This is a genomic window from Actinoplanes lobatus (genome assembly GCF_014205215.1).
In the GTDB taxonomy this organism is placed as follows: Bacteria; Actinomycetota; Actinomycetes; order Mycobacteriales; family Micromonosporaceae; genus Actinoplanes; species Actinoplanes lobatus.
This window is the reverse complement of record NZ_JACHNC010000001.1, coordinates 900,144-917,502: the sequence shown is the minus strand read 5'-3', so window position 1 is coordinate 917,502 and position 17,359 is coordinate 900,144. Positions and strand designations below refer to the sequence as shown.

Genomic DNA, 17,359 nt, shown 5'->3' with positions numbered 1-17,359 from the left:
CGTCCTCGGCGTCCACCGCCGCGTCCGGTGGCCCCGGTGCCCCCGCGTCGCCGCGCCCGGGCCCGCCGATGGGGCGGCCCCAGCCGCCGCGCCGTCCGGGTCCGACGCCCGGTGACGCGCCCACCAACCAGCCCACCTCTCCGGCGCCCACGCCCGGCCCGTTCGTGCGGCCCAAGCCGCCGGCCGGCCGTCCGGGTCCGACGCCCGGCCCGGTCGCCAAGCCGGCCAGCGCGCACGACATCGAGGTGGCGGCCGCCGAGGCCCGCGCCTCGGCGCTGAAGGCCGAGCAGGAGGCCGCGGTCAAGGCCGCGCAGGCAGCCCGTACCCGGGACGCCGAGCGCCGTCAGGGCAGCCCGTCCGAGGGCGGTGGCCAGCGTGGCCCGCGTCCCGGTCCGGGCAGCGTCCCGCCGCGTCCGGGTTCGCCGGCCGCGAACCGTACCCCGGCCCCCGGTGCCCCCGGTGGTCCTCGTCCCGGCCCGGCCGGCGGCGCTCCGCGTCCGCCCGCCCGTGGTCCGGGTAACAACCCGTTCGGTGTCTCCGGTGGCGGCGCGTCGCGCCCGTCGCCGGCCTCGATGCCGCGTCCGAACCAGCCGGGTATGCCGCCGCGGCCGAGCCCCGCCTCGATGCCGCCGCGGCCCAGTCCCGCCTCGATGCCCGCGCAGCGTCCCGGTCGTCCGGCCGGCCCCGGTGGCGCCGGTGGCGCCGGTCGTCCGGGTGGTCCCGGCGGCGGCCGTGGCGGCCCCGGTGGCGGTGGCGGTGGCTACCGCGGTGGCGGCGGCGGTGCCGGTGGCGGTTTCCGTCCCGGTGGCGGCGGCGGTGCCGGTGGCGGCTTCCGTCCCGGTGGCGGCGGCGGTGCCGGTGGCGGCTTCCGTCCGGGTGGTCCCGGCGGTGGCGGCGGCGGTCCGGTCGGCGCTGGTGCGCCCGGCCGTCCCGGTGGCGCCGGTGGCCGTGGCCGTGGCGGCGGTGCGGCGGGTGCCTTCGGGCGTCCCGGCGGCCGGCCGACCCGTGGCCGCAAGTCGAAGAAGCAGCGGCGTCAAGAGTTCGACAACCTGTCCGCTCCGCAGATGAGCTCTGGTGCTCCGCGCGGTAGTGGCCAGGAGATCCGGCTCTCGCGCGGCGCGTCGCTCTCCGACTTCGCCGACAAGATCAACGCCAACCCGGGCTCGCTCGTCCAGGAGATGTTCAACCTGGGTGAGATGGTGACCGCCACGCAGTCGGTGTCCGACGACACCCTTCTGCTGCTCGGCGAGCACCTGGGCTTCGTCGTGAAGATCGTCAGCCCTGAGGACGAGGACCGTGAGCTGCTCGCGCAGTTCGACATCGACCTCGACGCCGAGGTGGCGGAGGACCGTCTGGTCACCCGTCCGCCGGTGGTGACCGTCATGGGCCACGTCGACCACGGTAAGACCAAGCTGCTCGACGCGATCCGCAAGACCAACGTGGTCGCCGGCGAGGCGGGTGGCATCACCCAGCACATCGGCGCCTACCAGGTCGTCGTCCCCCACCAGGGGGAGGAGCGGGCGATCACCTTCATCGACACCCCGGGTCACGAGGCGTTCACCGCCATGCGTGCCCGCGGTGCCAAGGTGACCGACATCGTGATCCTGGTGGTCGCGGCCGACGACGGCGTCATGCCGCAGACGGTCGAGGCGCTCAACCACGCGAAGGCGGCCGACGTGCCGATCGTCGTCGCGGTGAACAAGATCGACAAGCCGGACGCCAACCCGGACAAGGTCCGGCAGCAGCTGACCGACTACGGCCTGCTCGCCGAGGAGTACGGCGGCGAGACGATGTTCGTCAACGTCGCGGCCAAGCCCGGCATCGGCATCGACGACCTCCTCGAGGCCGTCCTGCTGACCGCCGACGCGGCGCTCGAACTGACCGCCCCGATCGACGGCCCCGCCCAGGGTGTCGCGGTCGAGGCCCACCTGGACAAGGGTCGCGGCGCCGTCGCCACCGTCCTGGTGCAGAAGGGCACGCTGCGGGCCGGTGACTCGATCGTGGCGGGTGGCGCGCACGGTCGCGTCCGGGCCATGCTCGACGAGAACGGCCAGCAGGTGGCCGAGGCCGGTCCGGCACGTCCGGTCCTGGTCCTGGGTCTCACCTCGGTGCCGAGCGCCGGTGACACGTTCCTCGCGGCTGAGGACGACCGCACGGTGCGGCAGATCGCCGAGCAGCGGCAGGCTCGCCGTCGTGCGGCGACCTTCGCCAACTCGACCCGCCCGAAGACGATCGACGAGATCGTCAAGGAGATCAAGGAGGGCGAGAAGGCTTCGCTCACCCTGATCATCAAGGGTGACGGGTCCGGTTCGGTCGAGGCCCTCGAGGACGCGCTCTTCAAGATCGACATTCCGGAAGAGGTGCAGCTCAAGGTCATCCACCGCGGCGTCGGTGCGATCACCGAGAGCGACGTCAACCTGGCGTCCGCCTCGTCCGACCAGAGCGCGACGATCATCGGCTTCAACGTCCGTGCGTCGAACAAGGTCAAGGAACTGGCCGACCGCTCCGGCGTGGAGATCCGCTACTACAGCGTGATCTACCAGGCCATCGAGGAGATCGAGGCCGAGCTCAAGGGCCTGCTCAAGCCGGAGTACGAGGAGGTCGAGCTCGGCACGGCGGAGATCCGCGAGGTGTTCCGCTCGTCCAAGATCGGTCTCATCGCCGGCTGTATCGTCCGGTCCGGTCTCATCCGCCGGAACACCAAGGCCCGCGTCATCCGCGAGGGCACCGTGGTGGCGGACAACGTCACGATCAGCTCGCTCAAGCGGTTCAAGGACGACGCGACCGAGGTCCGCGAGGGCTTCGAGTGTGGTCTGACGCTGAGCGGTTACGGCTCGCCGCAGATGGGCGACGTGATCGAGACCTTCGAGATGCGTGAGAAGCCGCGGGCGTAAGCTTCGCGACTTTCCGGCGGCCCGGCGTTTCTGCGCCGGGCCGTCGGCCGCTTCAGACCCTTCCGGTACGGGGATGGCCGCCCGGCAGAGGCGGCGGCCGCCCCGGCTGGGAGGATTGGCGGCATGTCCCGCTATGCCATGCTGCTCGCACCCTCCGCCAACCGCGTCTACGCCGACCAGGCGTCGCGCATGTCCCAGGCGGAGCTGGCCGCGTTCGCCCCGGTGCTCTCGCCGGGGCTGGACGACATCGGCGTGACGGTGCTGGGTGGGGTGGAGTACCTGACGTTCTCCGCCGATCTCACCGAGCGCGATATCGCGTACGTCTCGAATCTCTCCTCGGCCTACGCCCTCTTCGAGCGGGTGGACGACGGCCTGTTGCGCCCGCTGGCGCTCGCGCCGCTGGCGCGTTATGACAGCGACCTGATCACCATCCCGAAGTACGCGGGGAAGACCAACGAGCAGTTCACCAAGCTGGTGCTGAACCTCACGGTGCTGGCCTCCGGTTCGGCCGGCCGGATGCTGGACGGCGGGCTGACCGTCCTGGACCCGGTCTGCGGCCGTGGCACCACGCTGAACCAGGCGCTGATGTACGGCTACGACGCCATCGGCGTGGAGATCGACGGCAAGGACGTCGAGGCCTACAAGCTGTTCCTGCAGACCTGGCTGAAGCGCAAGCGGCTCAAGCACACCGCCGAGCTGGTGCAGGTGCGCCGGCAGGGCCGCCGGGCCGCGCGCCGCCTGGAGGTGACCATGGCCGCCAGTAAGGACGATCACAAGGCCGGCGCTGTGCAGAAGGTCACCGTGCTGAACGCCGACACCACGTCGCTGGACGGGCTGCTCCGCGGCAACGTGGCGGACGTCCTGGTGGCCGATCTGCCGTACGGGATCGCGCACGGCAGCTACGACGACGAGGGCGGCATGTCCCGGCGCCCGCTGGACCTGCTGGAGCGGGCCGTGCCGCAGTGGCTGCCGCTGCTGCGCCCGGGTGGCGCGATCGGCCTGTCCTGGAACACCAAGGTGGCCAAGCGGGAGCTGGCCGAGGACATCCTGCTGGCGAGCGGGCTGGAGCTGGTCGAGCACCTGCCGCTGGCGCACCGGGTGGACCAGGGCATCGAGCGGGACGTGGTGGTGGCGCGGAAAAACCCGCGCTGAGCAGGCCGATTGTCAGTACCCTGCTCGCTGATGTATACCGAGACCGCAGTTTTCGATCTGCTCCTGCCCGGTGACTCCCATTCGCTGAAGCAGAAGCGTTCCTACATCCGCCCGATTCTGGCGATGCTGAAGAAGTTCGAGGTCAGCGCCGCCGAGGTGGGCTTGCACGACCTGCATGGGCGGGCGCTGCTCGGGGTAGCCGTGGTGGCGGCGGACGCGGCCCAGGCCCGTGCCGTGATCGACACGTGCGAGAACCAGGTGGCCGGCCGTCCCGAGATCGAGCTGCTCTCGGTCAAGCGACGGGTCTACGGCGACGACGATTGACCTGGGTACTCTTCATCAGTTGGGCGGGGGCTGTCGACCCGCGGATACATAGTCGGAGGTGGGCGAAATGTCGGACCCAGCCAAGACACGCCGGCACGCGGAGCGCGTCCGGGAGTTGGTGGCTTCGCTGGTGCGGGAGATCAAGGATCCCCGTCTCGGCATGCTGACGGTCACGGATGCCCGGATCACCGGCGACCTGCGTGAGGCGACGGTCTTCTACACGGTCCTGGGCGATCCGACGGAGCAGGCGTCGACCGCCGCTGCCCTGGAGAGCGCCAAGGGCATGCTGCGCAGCCGGGTCGGTCACGCGCTCGGGCTACGGCACTCGCCGAGCCTGACGTTCGTGCTGGACAACGTGCAGACCCATGTCAAGGAGATCGACGACCTCCTGGCCCAGGCGAAGCACCAGGACCAGGAGGTGCAGCGGCTGGCCGCCGGGGCGAAGTACGCCGGGGACCCGGACCCGTACAAGAGTGAAGAAGAAGAGATCGAGGACGACGAGGCCGAGCGGGTCGGCGCCCGCGAGGATCACGGGTGACCCTGCCCGGTCCTACCGCCGAGCAGTGGGCCGCCGCGGTCGCGGCGGTCCGCTCGCTCGGTGCCGACGACGAGATCCAGCTGATCTGCCACGTGAACCCGGACGGCGACGCGCTCGGCAGCATGCTCGGTTTCGGGCTCGGTCTGAGCCGGCTGGGGTACACCCGGGTGCGGGCCACGTTCCCCGGGGAATTCGCCGTTCCCGGCCCCTATTCCGCCCTGCCGGGTTCGGCCCTGCTGGTGCCGGAGGCGGAGGCCTGGACGGACCCACGGCTGGTGGCGGTCTTCGACGTGGCGAGCGAGTCCCGTCTCGTCGGGCTGGCCGGCCGTCTCACCGCGGCGCCGGTCAGCGTGGTGCTGGACCATCACGCGTCGAACACCGGTTTCGGCACGGTGCGCCTGGTCGACCCGATGGCCGCGGCCACCTCGGTGGTGGCCGAACAGCTACTGGCCCGGCTCGGTGTGGAGCTGGACGCGGAGATCGCCGAGTGCCTCTACGTGGCGCTGGCGACCGACACCGGGTCGTTCAAGTTCGACATGACCACGGTGGCGGTTCATGAGCTGGCCGCGCGGCTGATCGCCACCGGGATCCGGCCGGGGGAGATCTCCCGGCGGATCTTCGACAGCAAGCCCTTCGGGGCCATGAAGCTGACCGGTGAGGTGATCGGCCGGGCCGTGCTGGAGCCGGGCGCGGCCGGTGGGCGGGGCATGGTGTGGACCTATGCCACGCTGGCCGACCTGGAGCGGCACGCGCAGCAGCCGTACGTGCTGGACACCCTGATCGACCCGGTGCGCTCGGTGGCCGAGGCGGACGTGTCGGTGGTGGTTCGGGAGGTCGCGGCCGGCGAGTGGTCGGTGTCGCTGCGCAGCAAGGGCGCGGTCGACGTGAGCGGCGTGGCGGTGTCGCAGGGCGGCGGCGGGCACCGCCTGGCGGCCGGCTTCACCGGGTACGGCGAGGCCGCCCAGGTGGTGGACACCGTGCGTCGGCTTTTGGACGAATACCTGAACTGAGCAGTGTTCGCCCTGCTGAGCGGGGGTCACCCGAAGGGGCGGCCTCCGCTTTCGGCGTCCCGGATCCCGGGAAGCCGACCTGCGGAAGGGTGACTGAACGTTAGTTTGGGGCCTGAACGGTGATTTGGTTTCGCGCGGCTGCCACCACCGCCTTCCGCGAGACCTCGAGCCACCCGGGTCCACCGCCCCGGGCCGCGTCACCTGTGCCAGGTCCCGGCGATCCCGGGCCGGCGAGTGACGCCCCGCTCGACCGCAGGGGCGCTCCGTTTCACGGCGCGCCCGCACCCGTTGGAAGGATTGCCCTCTCATGGCCGCCAAGCCGAAGCCCCAGCCCGCCGACGACGCCCGCGAGCAGGCGCGCCGCGCCCTCCAGACCTCCCTGGACACGCGCCAGTAGGGGTCCGTCGCGAGTCGGTAGGGGTAAGTAACAAAGCCGCGTTGCGGCCCTTACCTCGGGCGGGCATCATGGGGAACCATGAGCCCGCCTGCCGATGCGCCCGCCCCGCCGCAGCGCACCGCGACCGCCCGCCGGATCGCCGGTCTGGCGCTGCCCGCACTCGTGGTGCTGGCCGCCGAGCCGCTCTACGTACTGGTGGACACGGCGGTCGTCGGGCATCTCGGCGCCGTCCCACTGGCCGCCGTCGCCATCGGCGGCACGGTCATGTCGGTGGCCGCCTGGTTCGGCACGCTCATGGCGTACGGGACCACCGGCCGCGCGGCCCGTCGCTTCGGCGCCGGAGACCGGCCCGCCGCCATCGCCGAGGGGGTCCAGGCCTCCTGGATGGCGCTCGCCGCCGGCGTCCTGCTGGCCCTGCTCGGCCTGGCCGGCGCCGGCCCGCTCACCAGCCTGCTGGCCGGTGACCCGGAGACCGCCGAGGCGGCCGCCGGCTGGCTGCGGATCGCCGCCCTGGGCGCGCCCGGCCTGCTGCTGGCCGCGGCCGGGAACGGCTGGATGCGCGGTGTCCAGGACACCCGCCGGCCACTCTGGATCGTCCTCGGCGCCAACGTGCTGTCCGCGATCCTCTGCCCGGTCCTGGTCTATCCGGCGGGCCTCGGCCTGACCGGCTCGGCCATCGCCAACGTCACGGCGCAGAGCCTCGGCGGCGCCCTCTTCCTGGCCGCGCTGGTCCGCGAGACCCGGGCGCTGCGGCCGGTGCCGTCGATCATCGTGAGCCAGCTGGTGCTCGGCCGCGACCTGCTGATCCGCGGCGCGGCGTTCCAGGCCTGCTTCCTGTCGGCGACCGCGGTGGCGGCCCGGTTCGGCGTCGCGGCGGTCGGCGCCCACCAGATCGTTCTGCAACTCTGGTTCTTCGCGGCGCTCGCCCTGGACGCGGTCGCGATCGCCGCGCAGTCGCTGGTCGGGGCGTCGCTCGGGGCCGGCGACGAACGCGAGGCCCGGGACGTGGCCCGTCGCGTCACCCTGGCCGGCGGGGTGTCCGCCCTGGCCTTCGCGGCGCTCGCGGCGGCCGGCGCCGCGGTGGTGCCCGGGTGGTTCAGCGACGACCCGGCGGTCCACGAGCAGGCCGCCGTCATCTGGCCGTGGTTCGTGGCGCTGCTGCCGTTCGCCGGGGTGGTCTACGCCCTCGACGGTGTGCTCATCGGGGCCGGGGACGTGGCCTTCCTGCGTACCGTCACGGTGCTGTCCGCGCTGCTCGGCTTCCTGCCGGCGATCTGGCTGGCCTACGCGTTCGACCTGGGGCTCGGCGGTGTCTGGGCCGGACTCGGGCTGTTCACCCTGGGCCGGTTCGTGTCACTGATGTGGCGGTGGCGGTCACCGTACTGGGTGGTCACCGGCGTCACCCGGTAGGCCGGGAAATAGGGTGGTCGGCGTGAACACGGACGGACTGATCGTGGTGGACAAGCCGGCCGGGATGACGTCGCACGACGTCGTCGCCCGGATCCGGCGGCTGGCGAAGACCCGGAGGGTGGGGCACGGGGGCACGCTGGACCCGATGGCGACCGGTGTCCTGATCATCGGGGTGAACCGGGCGACCCGCCTGCTGACGTATGTGATCGGTTCGGAGAAGAGCTACGCCGCGACGATCCGGCTGGGGGAGTCCACCGTCACCGACGACGCCGAGGGCGATGTGACCGGGACGGCTCCCACGTCGGCGGTCACCGACGACGCCATCCGGGCCGGGCTGGCCGCCCAGACCGGCGAGATCGACCAGGTGCCGAGCGCGGTCAGCGCTATCAAGATCAATGGGCAGCGGGCGTACAAGCGGGTCCGCGAGGGCGAGTCGGTGGAGATCCCGGCCCGCCGGATCACCGTCCACCGGCTCGACGTCCTCGACATCCGGCGGCCCGAGGGGCGCGACGTGATCGACGTGGACATCGACGTGACCTGCTCCTCCGGCACCTACATCCGGGCCATCGCCCGCGACCTCGGCACCACCCTCGGCGTCGGCGGGCACCTCACCGCGCTGCGCCGGACCGCCGTCGGCGGCATGACCCTGGACGCCGCCGCCACCCTCACCGAACTCGAGGAACGCGCCCCCGACGTGATCGGCCTCCCGCTCGCCGAGGCGGCCCGCCGGTCCTTCCCGCAGCGCACCGCCACCGAGGAGGAGACCCGCATCCTCCGGCACGGCGGCCCGCTCGCGGCGGCCGGCATCGAGGGGCCCTACGCCGTCTTCGACCCGTCCGGCGAGGTCCTGGCCATCGTCAGCGAGCGGGCGGGCCGCGCCCGGGCCGAGATCGTCCTCTCCCCGGCCTGAGTGTTCCGGTCCCGCAAAACGCTGGGCCTTAATTGCTCCGCTTCGCTCCGCGGCAAAACGCCTTGTAACCGGTGTCGAGGCAGGTGATCTCCCGCCGCAGCACACCCCGCTGCGTCGGCAGATCACTTGCCTCGACACCGGCGGCGTTTTGCGGGGACGTTGAGTGCACCGCCGTAGGGGCGGGTGGGCGTTTCGTGGGTGGTCGCGTGGCTTGACCACCGATCTATGCCCGGTGGGCGCGGCAAAGGCTTGAGTGGCAGGTGCTCGCGTGGTGCCGCGGAGCGGCGCGAGTGCGGTTGGGGCGGGTGTGGCCCGTACCGGAAAAAGGGTTCAAGAAGCGAGATGGCGGGCGACCGTCGCGACCAGGTCGGCCGCGGCGTAGGGCTTGTCGAGGAAGCCGTCGCAGCCGGCGTCGAGGGCGGCCTTCTGGTCCTGGGGCAGGACGCTCGCGGTGACCGCGACCACGCGGGGTCTGGGGCCGCCCTGGCCGGCGAGTTCGCGGGCCAGGGTGAGGCCGTTGCCGTCGGGCAGGTTGAGGTCCAGCAGGATCAGGTCGAACTCGCCGGTGGCGAGACGGTTCCGGGCCTCCGCCAGGGTCTCCGCGTCGACCAGTTCGGCGTCGCGGACCGCGGCGATGCCGGCTCGGGCGAGGACCGCTTTGACCAGCATGCGGTTCAGTTCTTCGTCCTCGACCAGGAGGATGCGGTGGGGTGCGCTCACGGCTGTCTCCTCACGGTTGGGAGCCGGGTGGTGGGACGGCGCCACGCAGCTTGATCGCGACGTGGCCTTGCGGCGGCCGGCGGGCGGCCGGGGGAGGGGCGTGCACCAGCGGGGGCAGGCCGTCCCAGCCGTTGCCGGTCATCGCCTCGGCGACCGCGTTCCCGGCCATCGCCGTGGCGATCAGCGGCGTGGTGTCGCCGGACGCCAGCGCGGCGGCGCTCAGACCGAGCACCGGGGTGTGCCGTCCGGACGGGTCCTGTTCGATGGCGGCGAGCAGACTGAAACCGTCCTCCTCCGGGGACTGCATGTCGCAGACGATGAGGTCGAAGTTCTCACTGCGGCTGCGGGCCAGCCCGTCCCGCCCGTCCGCGCAGGCGACCACGTCGGCGCCGCCGGCACGCAGGCCGTCCTCGATCATCTGCCGGACCGTGTCGTCGTGGTCGACCACCAGCACGCGCGGCACCGGGCGGGCCGCGATGGCGTTCGCCAGGGCGCTGATCAGGGCCGACTGGTCGACCGGCTTGACGAAGTAGTCGTGCGCGCCGAGGGCCAGCCCGGCCGGCGCCTCGTCCAGGATGCTGGCGAAGAACACCGGGATCGCGTTGAGCCGGGCGTCCGCCTTGAACCGGCGGATCACCTCCCAGCCGTCGATGCCGGGCAGGGTGACGTCCAGCACCACGGCGTCCGGCCGGTGCTCGCGGGCCAGCGCCAGGCCGCTCTCGCCGGTGCCGGCCACCTCGACCCGGTAGCCGGCGTTGCCGAGATGGGTGCGCATCAGCTCGGCGGACTGCGGGTCGTCCTCGATCAACAGCACGTACGGCCCGGTGCCGGCGCCGGCCGAGGAGGTGGCCACCGGCGCGCCGGGCAGGACCACGGCGAACTCGCTGCCCACACCCGGCTCCGAGGTGAGGAGGATCTCACCGTGGTGGGCGGCGACCAGCCGGCGGGTCAGGGCCAGTCCCAGGCCGGTGCCGGAGTGCCGCTGGTTCGGGTCGCCGGCCTGCTGGAACTCCTCGAAGACGCGTTCCAGGTCCGCGGTGGCGATGCCGACCCCGGTGTCGGCCACGGTCACCCGTACCCGGTCGCCGGCCGGTCCCGCGCTCACCGTGATCGTGCCCTCCTCGGGTGTGAACTTCACCGCGTTGGACAGCAGGTTCTCGACGATCTGGCGGAACCGCAGCCGGTCGGCGTACGCGGTGACCGGCGCCAGTTCGGTGCGGACCGTGAGCCGCTTGTCGGCGAAGAGCGGGGTCAGCGCGGTGAGCAGGTCCTCGATGGCGGTGTCGGCCCGTACCGGGGTGAGCCGCAACTCCAGCCGGCCGGCCTCCACCTTGCTGAGGTCGAGGATGTCGTTGATCAGGCCGAGCAGGTGGCGGCCGCTGCCGTGGACGTGATCCACCCAGTCGGCGGGCACCCGGCGGCGGTTGCCGTCCGGTTCCTCCATCCGCATCAGGTCGCTGAACCCGATGATCGCGTTGAGCGGGGTGCGCAGCTCGTGGCTCATGTTCGCCAGGAAGTCGCTCTTGGCCTGGCCGGCCCGGGTGAGCGCGGCCACCGAGGCGCTCAGCTCGGCGGTGATCGCCTGCCGCTCGGCCAGCAGCCCGGCCTGTCCGCCCAGGTCGGCGAGCAGTCCGAGGTCGTCCTCGCTGAACAGGTTGCGGTGCCGGTTGAACAGCAGGACCGCGCCCTCGACGTCCGGCGGCACCCGCATCGGCAGGACCCGGACGTAGTCGTCGGCCAGTTCGGCGCCGAAGTGGGAGACCAGGGCGGGGGGCTGTTCGCGGACCCGTACCGGGACGTGGCGGCGGGTCAGCGTGCCGTCGATCGGCGGCCCGGTGGAGGGCAGATCGGGGCCGGAGTAGGCGATCCGGTGGTACGTCCCGTCCGCCGCGTGCAGCAGGACCGCCACCGCGTCGGCGCCGGTCTGCGCCCGCATGATCCCGGCGTAGGTCTGCCACACCTGCTCCGGTGAGTCGGCCGGCGCTCGTACCAGCCGCTCGGTGACCGATTGGGCGGCGAGCGCCGCGAAGTGCCGGCGCAGCCGGCGGGGCGGCTGGAAGGCGATGAGGTAGCCGAGCGCGCTGACCAGCGCCAGCACCACGCCGAATGCCCGAAGGGGCGAGTCCCTGGTACCCACCCGCAGCACGATCACCAGGCCGAAGGCGACGGTGGCGCCGGCCGCGATCATCAGCCGTGCCCGGTTCGCCCCGGTACGTCCACGCGCCTCGCCGTAGAGCAGCCCGGCGGCGACCAGTTCCACCCCGAGGAAGTAGACGACGAACACGATCCGGGCCCACGGCGGCAGCGGGCGGGGCAGGGTCGCGACCAGGGCGAGGACCACGACGTAGCCCAGCAGCACCGCGGCGGTCAGCACCCGGGGGACCGAGCGCAGCCGCCCGGCCAGGCGCAACGTGAGGTACGGCTGGGCCAGCAGCACCGCGGCGTTGAGCGCGTTCACCGCGGTGGGCAGGGGCCCGAGCAGGAGGCGCAGCAGGTCCACGCAGAGCGCCACCATGAACGGGGCGAAGACCAGGGCCACGTCACGTCGCAGTGGATCGCGGCGGCGCCGCCAGGCGAGCAGCGCGCGCAGGAACAGCACCGCGAAGGTGATCTCCGCGGCGAGGAGGACGACGCGGGTCCACTCCAAGCTCATTTCACGATTTATCGTACCGATCCGGGCGAGGAGGAGGGGCGACACCGGACTGCTGAACGATCGATACGCTAGGGCCATGCAGCGATGGCGGGGGTTGGAGGCGGTTCCCTCCGGGTGGGGCCGTTCGATCGTGACGATCGGGGTCTTCGACGGGGTGCACCGCGGCCACCAGGCGATCATCGGGCACGCCGTGAAGCGGGCCCGCGACGCCGGGCTCCAGTCGGTGGTGATGACCTTCGACCCGCACCCGGCCGAGGTGGTGCGCCCCGGGTCGCACCCGGCCGTGCTCACCGAGCCGGTCCGCAAGGCCGAGCTGATCGAGGCGCTCGGCGTCGACGCGCTCTGCGTGGTGCCGTTCACCCCGGCCTTCTCGCAGCTCTCGCCGAACGAGTTCGTGCACGACGTGCTGGTCGAGTCGCTGCACACCGCGGGCGTGGTGGTCGGTGACAACTTCCGGTTCGGGCACAAGGCCGCCGGGGACGCGGCACTGCTCGAGTCGCTGGGCCGCACGTTCGGGTTCACCGTGGAGGACGCGCCGCTGGTCTCCGAGGACGGGCTGGTGTTCTCCTCGACGTACATCCGCAGTTGTGTCGACGCTGGGGACGTGCGGGCCGCGGCGGCCGCGCTCGGCCGGCCGCACCGTCTGGCCGGCGTGGTGGTCCGCGGCGACCAGCGCGGGCGCGAGCTGGGCTTCCCGACCGCCAACCTGATGGCCCACCGGTACGCCGCGGTTCCCGCCGACGGCATCTACGCGGCCTGGCTCACCCGAGGGGGCGAGCCCGGGGTCCGGCGGCCGGCCAGCGTTTCGATCGGTACCAATCCCACGTTCTCCGGGCGGGAGCGCCGCGTGGAGGCGTACGTTCTCGATTTCGAGGGTGATCTGTACGGCGAGAGGGTGAGCCTCGATTTTGTGGCGCACCTTCGTGAGCAGCGGAAATACGACGGTATCGAGCCGTTGATCGCGCAGATCCGGGCCGACGTCGAAGAGACCCGAACGTTGTTGAGTTGACCCCCTGGTAGGGTTGAAACGTCGTTGGAATATCCGACACCGGTCCCGCCTGCCTGCCCGACGCCGCGGGTCGCGGGGTAACCGTGAAATCGGCAACACAGAAGTCCGGAGAACATGGCGCTCGATCAAGAGACCAAGAACAAGATCATGGGTGAGTACGCGACCAAGGAGGGCGACACCGGTTCGCCCGAGGTTCAGGTCGCCATGCTGACCAAGCGGATCGCCGACCTGACCGAGCACCTCAAGGCGCACAAGCACGACCACCACAGCCGTCGTGGTCTGCTGCTCCTGGTCGGTCAGCGCCGTCGCCTGCTGAACTACGTTCAGAAGAAGGACATCGCCCGCTACCGGACGCTCATCGAGCGTCTCGGCCTGCGCCGATAGCTTGACCTGAGGGAGCGGCCGCTGGTCGCTCCCTCGGATTTCCACCCCACGGACCCGCGCGGATCACTCCGTCAGCACCGGTCCTCGGTAGTGGTTCCCAGGCCACTGAGCTGACTACCACTCATCCTGGGCGCTTCGATCGAAGACCGGCTCGACTGAAACGCGCTGTTGACCGCCGGGTCCTCGACGAAGGAGTACCACTCTTCATGACCGAGCAGAACAACGCTCTCGGCAACGAATCCCGCACCGCCGTCATCGACAACGGATCGTTCGGCACCCGCGAGATCGTCTTCTCCACCGGCCGCCTCGCTCAGCAGGCCGCCGGCTCCGTGATCGTCCAGCTGGGCGACACCACCGTCCTCTCCGCGACGACCGCCAGCAAGCAGCCGAAGGAGCACTTCGACTTCTTCCCGCTGACCGTCGACGTCGAGGAGCGGATGTACGCCGCGGGCCGCATCCCGGGCTCGTTCTTCCGGCGTGAGGGCCGCCCCTCCGAGGACGCCATCCTCACCTGCCGCCTGATCGACCGGCCGCTGCGCCCGTCCTTCACCAAGGGCCTGCGCAACGAGGTCCAGGTCGTCGAGACCGTCCTCGCGCTGGACCCGGCCCACCCGTACGACGTCGTCGCCATGAACGCGGCGTCGATGTCGACCAAGCTCTCCGGCCTGCCGTTCAGCGGCCCGGTCGGCTCGACCCGGGTCGCCCACGTCGAGGGCCAGTGGGTCGCCTTCCCGACCCTCGAGGAGCTCGAGCGCGCCACGTTCGACATGGTCGTGGCCGGTCGCGTCACCGCCGAGGGCGACGTCGCGATCATGATGGTCGAGGCCGAGGCCACCCCGCACGCGATCAAGCTGATCTCGGCCGGCGCCACCGCGCCGACCGAGGAGGTCGTGGCGAGCGGCCTGGAGGCCGCCAAGCCGGCCATCCGTGAGCTGTGCCGCGCGCAGAGCGAGCTGGCCGAGATCGCCGCGAAGCCGGTCGCCGAGTTCCCGGTCTTCCTGGACTACCAGGACGACGTGTACTCCGCCGTCTCCGACGCGGTTCGCACCGAGGTCGCCGAGGCGCTGAAGATCGCCGGCAAGCAGGAGCGCGAGGAGTCCCTCGACCTGGTCAAGGCGAAGGCGCACGAGCTGCTCGACGAGCGGTTCGAGGGCCGGGAGAAGGAGATCAGCGCGGCGTTCCGCTCGGTCACCAAGGCCGAGGTGCGCCAGCGCGTGCTGCGCGAGCAGGTCCGCATCGACGGCCGTGGCCCGCGTGACATCCGCCCGCTGAGCGCCCTCACGGGCGTGCTGCCCCGCGTGCACGGCTCGGCGCTGTTCGAGCGCGGCGAGACCCAGATCCTGGGCGTCACCACGCTGAACATGCTGCGCCTGGAGCAGTCGCTGGACACTCTCGCTCCCGAGAAGACCAAGCGCTACATGCACAACTACAACTTCCCGCCGTACTCGACCGGTGAGACCGGCCGGGTGGGCTCGCCGAAGCGCCGCGAGATCGGTCACGGCGCGCTGGCCGAGCGGGCCCTCGTGCCGGTGCTGCCGTCGCGCGAGGAGTTCCCGTACGCGATCCGTCAGGTCTCCGAGGCCCTCAGCTCCAACGGCTCCACCTCGATGGGCTCGGTCTGCGCCTCGACGCTGGCCCTGCTCAGCGCCGGTGTGCCGCTGAAGGCCCCGGTCGCCGGTATCGCCATGGGCCTGATCTCGGACGAGGTCGACGGCAAGACGCAGTACGTCGCGCTGACCGACATCCTGGGCGCCGAGGACGCGTTCGGTGACATGGACTTCAAGGTCGCCGGTACGGCCGAGTTCGTCACCGCCCTGCAGCTGGACACCAAGCTCGACGGCATCCCGTCGGACGTGCTGGCCGGCGCGCTGTCGCAGGCGCACGAGGCCCGCGCCACGATCCTCGCGGTGATGACCGCGGCGATCGAGGGCCCGGCCGCGATGAGCGAGCACGCCCCGCGGGTCACCACCGTGAAGATCCCGGTCGACAAGATCGGTATGGTGATCGGCCCCAAGGGCCAGACCATCAACGCGATCCAGGACGAGACCGGCGCCGACATCTCCATCGAGGACGACGGCACCATCTACGTCGGCGCGACCAACGGCCCGGCCGCCGAGGCCGCGGTCGAGCGGATCAACGCGATCGCCAACCCGACCCTGCCGAAGGTGGGCGACAAGTTCCTCGGCACCGTGGTGAAGACGGCCGCGTTCGGCGCGTTCATCTCGCTGCTGCCCGGCCGTGACGGCCTGCTGCACATCTCCAAGGTGGGCGACGGCAAGCGGGTCGACAAGGTCGAGGACTTCCTCAACGTCGGCGACAAGGTCGAGGTGTCCATCGCGGACATCGACGCCCGCGGCAAGATCTACCTGGACAAGGTGCGCCCGGAGGGCGAGGAGGCCCCGGCGGCCGCCGAGGGTTCCGAGGGTGGCCGCCCCGAGCGGGCGCCGCGTGAGGACCGCGCGCCCCGCGGCGAGGGTGGCGGCGAGCCCCGCCGTCGCCGTTCGCGCCCGTCCGGCGACCGCGGCGAGCGCCGCGACTAAGTGACAGCGAACGACGGACACGGGCCGGCCACTAGGCCGGCCCGCGTCTCTACCCGCACCCTGCAGGACGGCGTCAAGAAGACCGTCCTGCCCAGTGGCCTGCGCATCGTCACCGAGGCGATCCCGACCACGCGCAGCACCGCGCTCGGCATCTGGGTCGGGATCGGGTCCCGTGACGAGACGCCCACGCTGCACGGCGCCTCGCACTTCCTGGAGCACCTGCTCTTCAAGGGCACCCCGAAGCGCACCGCCCTGGAGATCTCCTCGCAGATCGAGGCGGTCGGCGGCGAGACCAACGCCTTCACCACGAAGGAGTACACCTGCTACTACGCGCGGGTGCTCGACGCCGATCTGCCGCTCGCGGTGGACGTGCTGGTCGACGCGGTGGCCGACTCGATCCTCGATCCGGCGGACGTGGAGACCGAACGTGGCGTGATCCTCGAGGAGATCGCCATGCACGAGGACGAGCCCGGTGACGAGGTGCACGACATCTTCGCCGAGGCGATCTACGGCGACCACCCGCTCGGCCGGCTGATCTCCGGCACCCCGGACTCGATCAGCCCGATGACACGGGACCAGATCAACCGGTTCTACCGGCGCCACTACACGGCGCCGGAGGTCGTGGTCGCCGCCGCCGGGAACCTCGACCACGCGACGGTGGTCCGGCTGGTTCGCAAGGCCCTGGCGGGCACCCCGCTGGACACCGGGCCGGCCGAGCCGGCTCAGCCGCGTGCGGGCGACAAGAGGGTACGCGTACGCAAGGCGCGCAACCTCGTCCTGCATCGCGACACCGAGCAGGCGCACATCGTGCTGGGCGGCCCCGGGGTGGGCCGGCACGACGAGCGGCGGTTCGCCCTCGGTGTGCTCAACAACGTGCTCGGCGGCGGCATGTCCAGCCGTCTCTTCCAGGAGATCCGGGAGAAGCGCGGCCTGGCCTACTCGGTCTACTCCTATGCCGGGCACTACGCCGACAGCGGCCTGGTCGGCGTCTACGCGGGCTGTGCCCCGGCCAAGGCCCGTGAGGTGCTCGACCTGATCCGTGCCGAGCTGGACCGGATCGCGGCGCACGGCATCACCGCGGAGGAACTGGTCCGCGGCAAGGGCATGGCGAAGGGCTCGTACGTGCTGGGCCTGGAGGACACCGGCTCCCGGATGAGCCGGCTGGCCAAGTCGGAGCTGCTGCACGGCGACCTGATGGGCGTCGACGAGATGCTGGCCCGGGTGGACGGCGTCACCGTCGGCGAGGTCGCCGCGGTCGCCACCGACCTGCTCGCCCAGCCGTTGTCGCTGGCCGTGGTGGGTCCCTTCGACGAGGATGAATTACCGGGCTGGTAACCCTCCGTTCTACCCTTGGTCCCCGTGACGACGCTGGAGACCCCACCCGATACCCCCACCACCCCGCCGCCACCGGATCTCCG

13 protein-coding genes are annotated in these 17,359 nt (G+C 71.7%); 11 read left to right on the top strand and 2 right to left on the bottom strand.

From position 1 onward, the window contains the following. Positions 1–68: 68 nt before the first annotated feature. The 7 genes from infB (at position 69) to truB (ending at position 8,635) form a co-directional block, all read left to right on the top strand. The gene (infB, locus tag BJ964_RS04010) at positions 69–2,894 is read left to right on the top strand and encodes a translation initiation factor IF-2 (RefSeq protein WP_407650833.1); all 2,826 of its coding nucleotides are present in this window, start codon (positions 69–71) and stop codon (positions 2,892–2,894) included. 123 nt (positions 2,895–3,017) lie between these two features. Next, positions 3,018–4,046 (top strand): TRM11 family SAM-dependent methyltransferase, encoded by a 1,029-nt coding sequence (locus BJ964_RS04005; protein WP_188119411.1) that lies wholly within the window; start codon positions 3,018–3,020, stop codon positions 4,044–4,046. 30 nt (positions 4,047–4,076) lie between these two features. Next, a complete protein-coding gene (locus BJ964_RS04000) occupies positions 4,077–4,370 on the top strand; it encodes a DUF503 domain-containing protein (RefSeq protein ID WP_188119410.1) in 294 nt (97 codons plus the stop codon). Positions 4,371–4,437: 67 nt separating this feature from the next. Further along, positions 4,438–4,908 (top strand): 30S ribosome-binding factor RbfA, encoded by a 471-nt coding sequence (gene rbfA, locus BJ964_RS03995; protein WP_188119409.1) that lies wholly within the window; start codon positions 4,438–4,440, stop codon positions 4,906–4,908. Further along, entirely contained in the window at positions 4,905–5,918 is a 1,014-nt protein-coding gene (locus BJ964_RS03990) for a DHH family phosphoesterase (protein ID WP_188119408.1), read from the top strand. Before rbfA ends, BJ964_RS03990 begins: the two co-directional genes overlap by 4 nt. A 475-nt stretch (positions 5,919–6,393) precedes the next feature. Then, positions 6,394–7,725, top strand: coding sequence for an MATE family efflux transporter (locus BJ964_RS03985; RefSeq protein WP_188119407.1), 1,332 nt, complete (start codon positions 6,394–6,396; stop codon positions 7,723–7,725). A 22-nt stretch (positions 7,726–7,747) separates the two neighbouring features. Continuing rightward, on the top strand, positions 7,748–8,635 hold the full coding sequence (gene truB / locus BJ964_RS03980) for a tRNA pseudouridine(55) synthase TruB (protein WP_188119406.1): 888 nt from the start codon (positions 7,748–7,750) through the stop codon (positions 8,633–8,635). Positions 8,636–8,965: 330 nt separating this feature from the next. Here the strand turns inward: truB and BJ964_RS03975 are convergent, their stop codons facing one another. After that, positions 8,966–9,355 (bottom strand): response regulator, encoded by a 390-nt coding sequence (locus BJ964_RS03975; protein ID WP_229806555.1) that lies wholly within the window; start codon positions 9,353–9,355, stop codon positions 8,966–8,968. A gap of 10 nt (positions 9,356–9,365) precedes the next feature. Continuing rightward, the gene (locus tag BJ964_RS03970; RefSeq protein WP_188119405.1) at positions 9,366–12,008 is read right to left on the bottom strand and encodes an ATP-binding response regulator; all 2,643 of its coding nucleotides are present in this window, start codon (positions 12,006–12,008) and stop codon (positions 9,366–9,368) included. Positions 12,009–12,084: 76 nt separating this feature from the next. Between BJ964_RS03970 and BJ964_RS03965 the strand changes: the two genes are divergently transcribed. From BJ964_RS03965 to BJ964_RS03950, 4 genes are all read left to right on the top strand, one after another. Then, on the top strand, positions 12,085–13,017 hold the full coding sequence (locus BJ964_RS03965) for a bifunctional riboflavin kinase/FAD synthetase (RefSeq protein WP_188119404.1): 933 nt from the start codon (positions 12,085–12,087) through the stop codon (positions 13,015–13,017). Between the two features lie 114 nt (positions 13,018–13,131). Next, entirely contained in the window at positions 13,132–13,401 is a 270-nt protein-coding gene (gene rpsO, locus BJ964_RS03960) for a 30S ribosomal protein S15 (protein ID WP_183216391.1), read from the top strand. A gap of 206 nt (positions 13,402–13,607) precedes the next feature. Beyond that, the gene (locus BJ964_RS03955) at positions 13,608–15,941 is read left to right on the top strand and encodes a polyribonucleotide nucleotidyltransferase (RefSeq protein ID WP_188119403.1); all 2,334 of its coding nucleotides are present in this window, start codon (positions 13,608–13,610) and stop codon (positions 15,939–15,941) included. Beyond that, a complete protein-coding gene (locus tag BJ964_RS03950; RefSeq protein ID WP_188119402.1) occupies positions 15,942–17,276 on the top strand; it encodes a M16 family metallopeptidase in 1,335 nt (444 codons plus the stop codon). Positions 17,277–17,359: the final 83 nt, after the last annotated feature.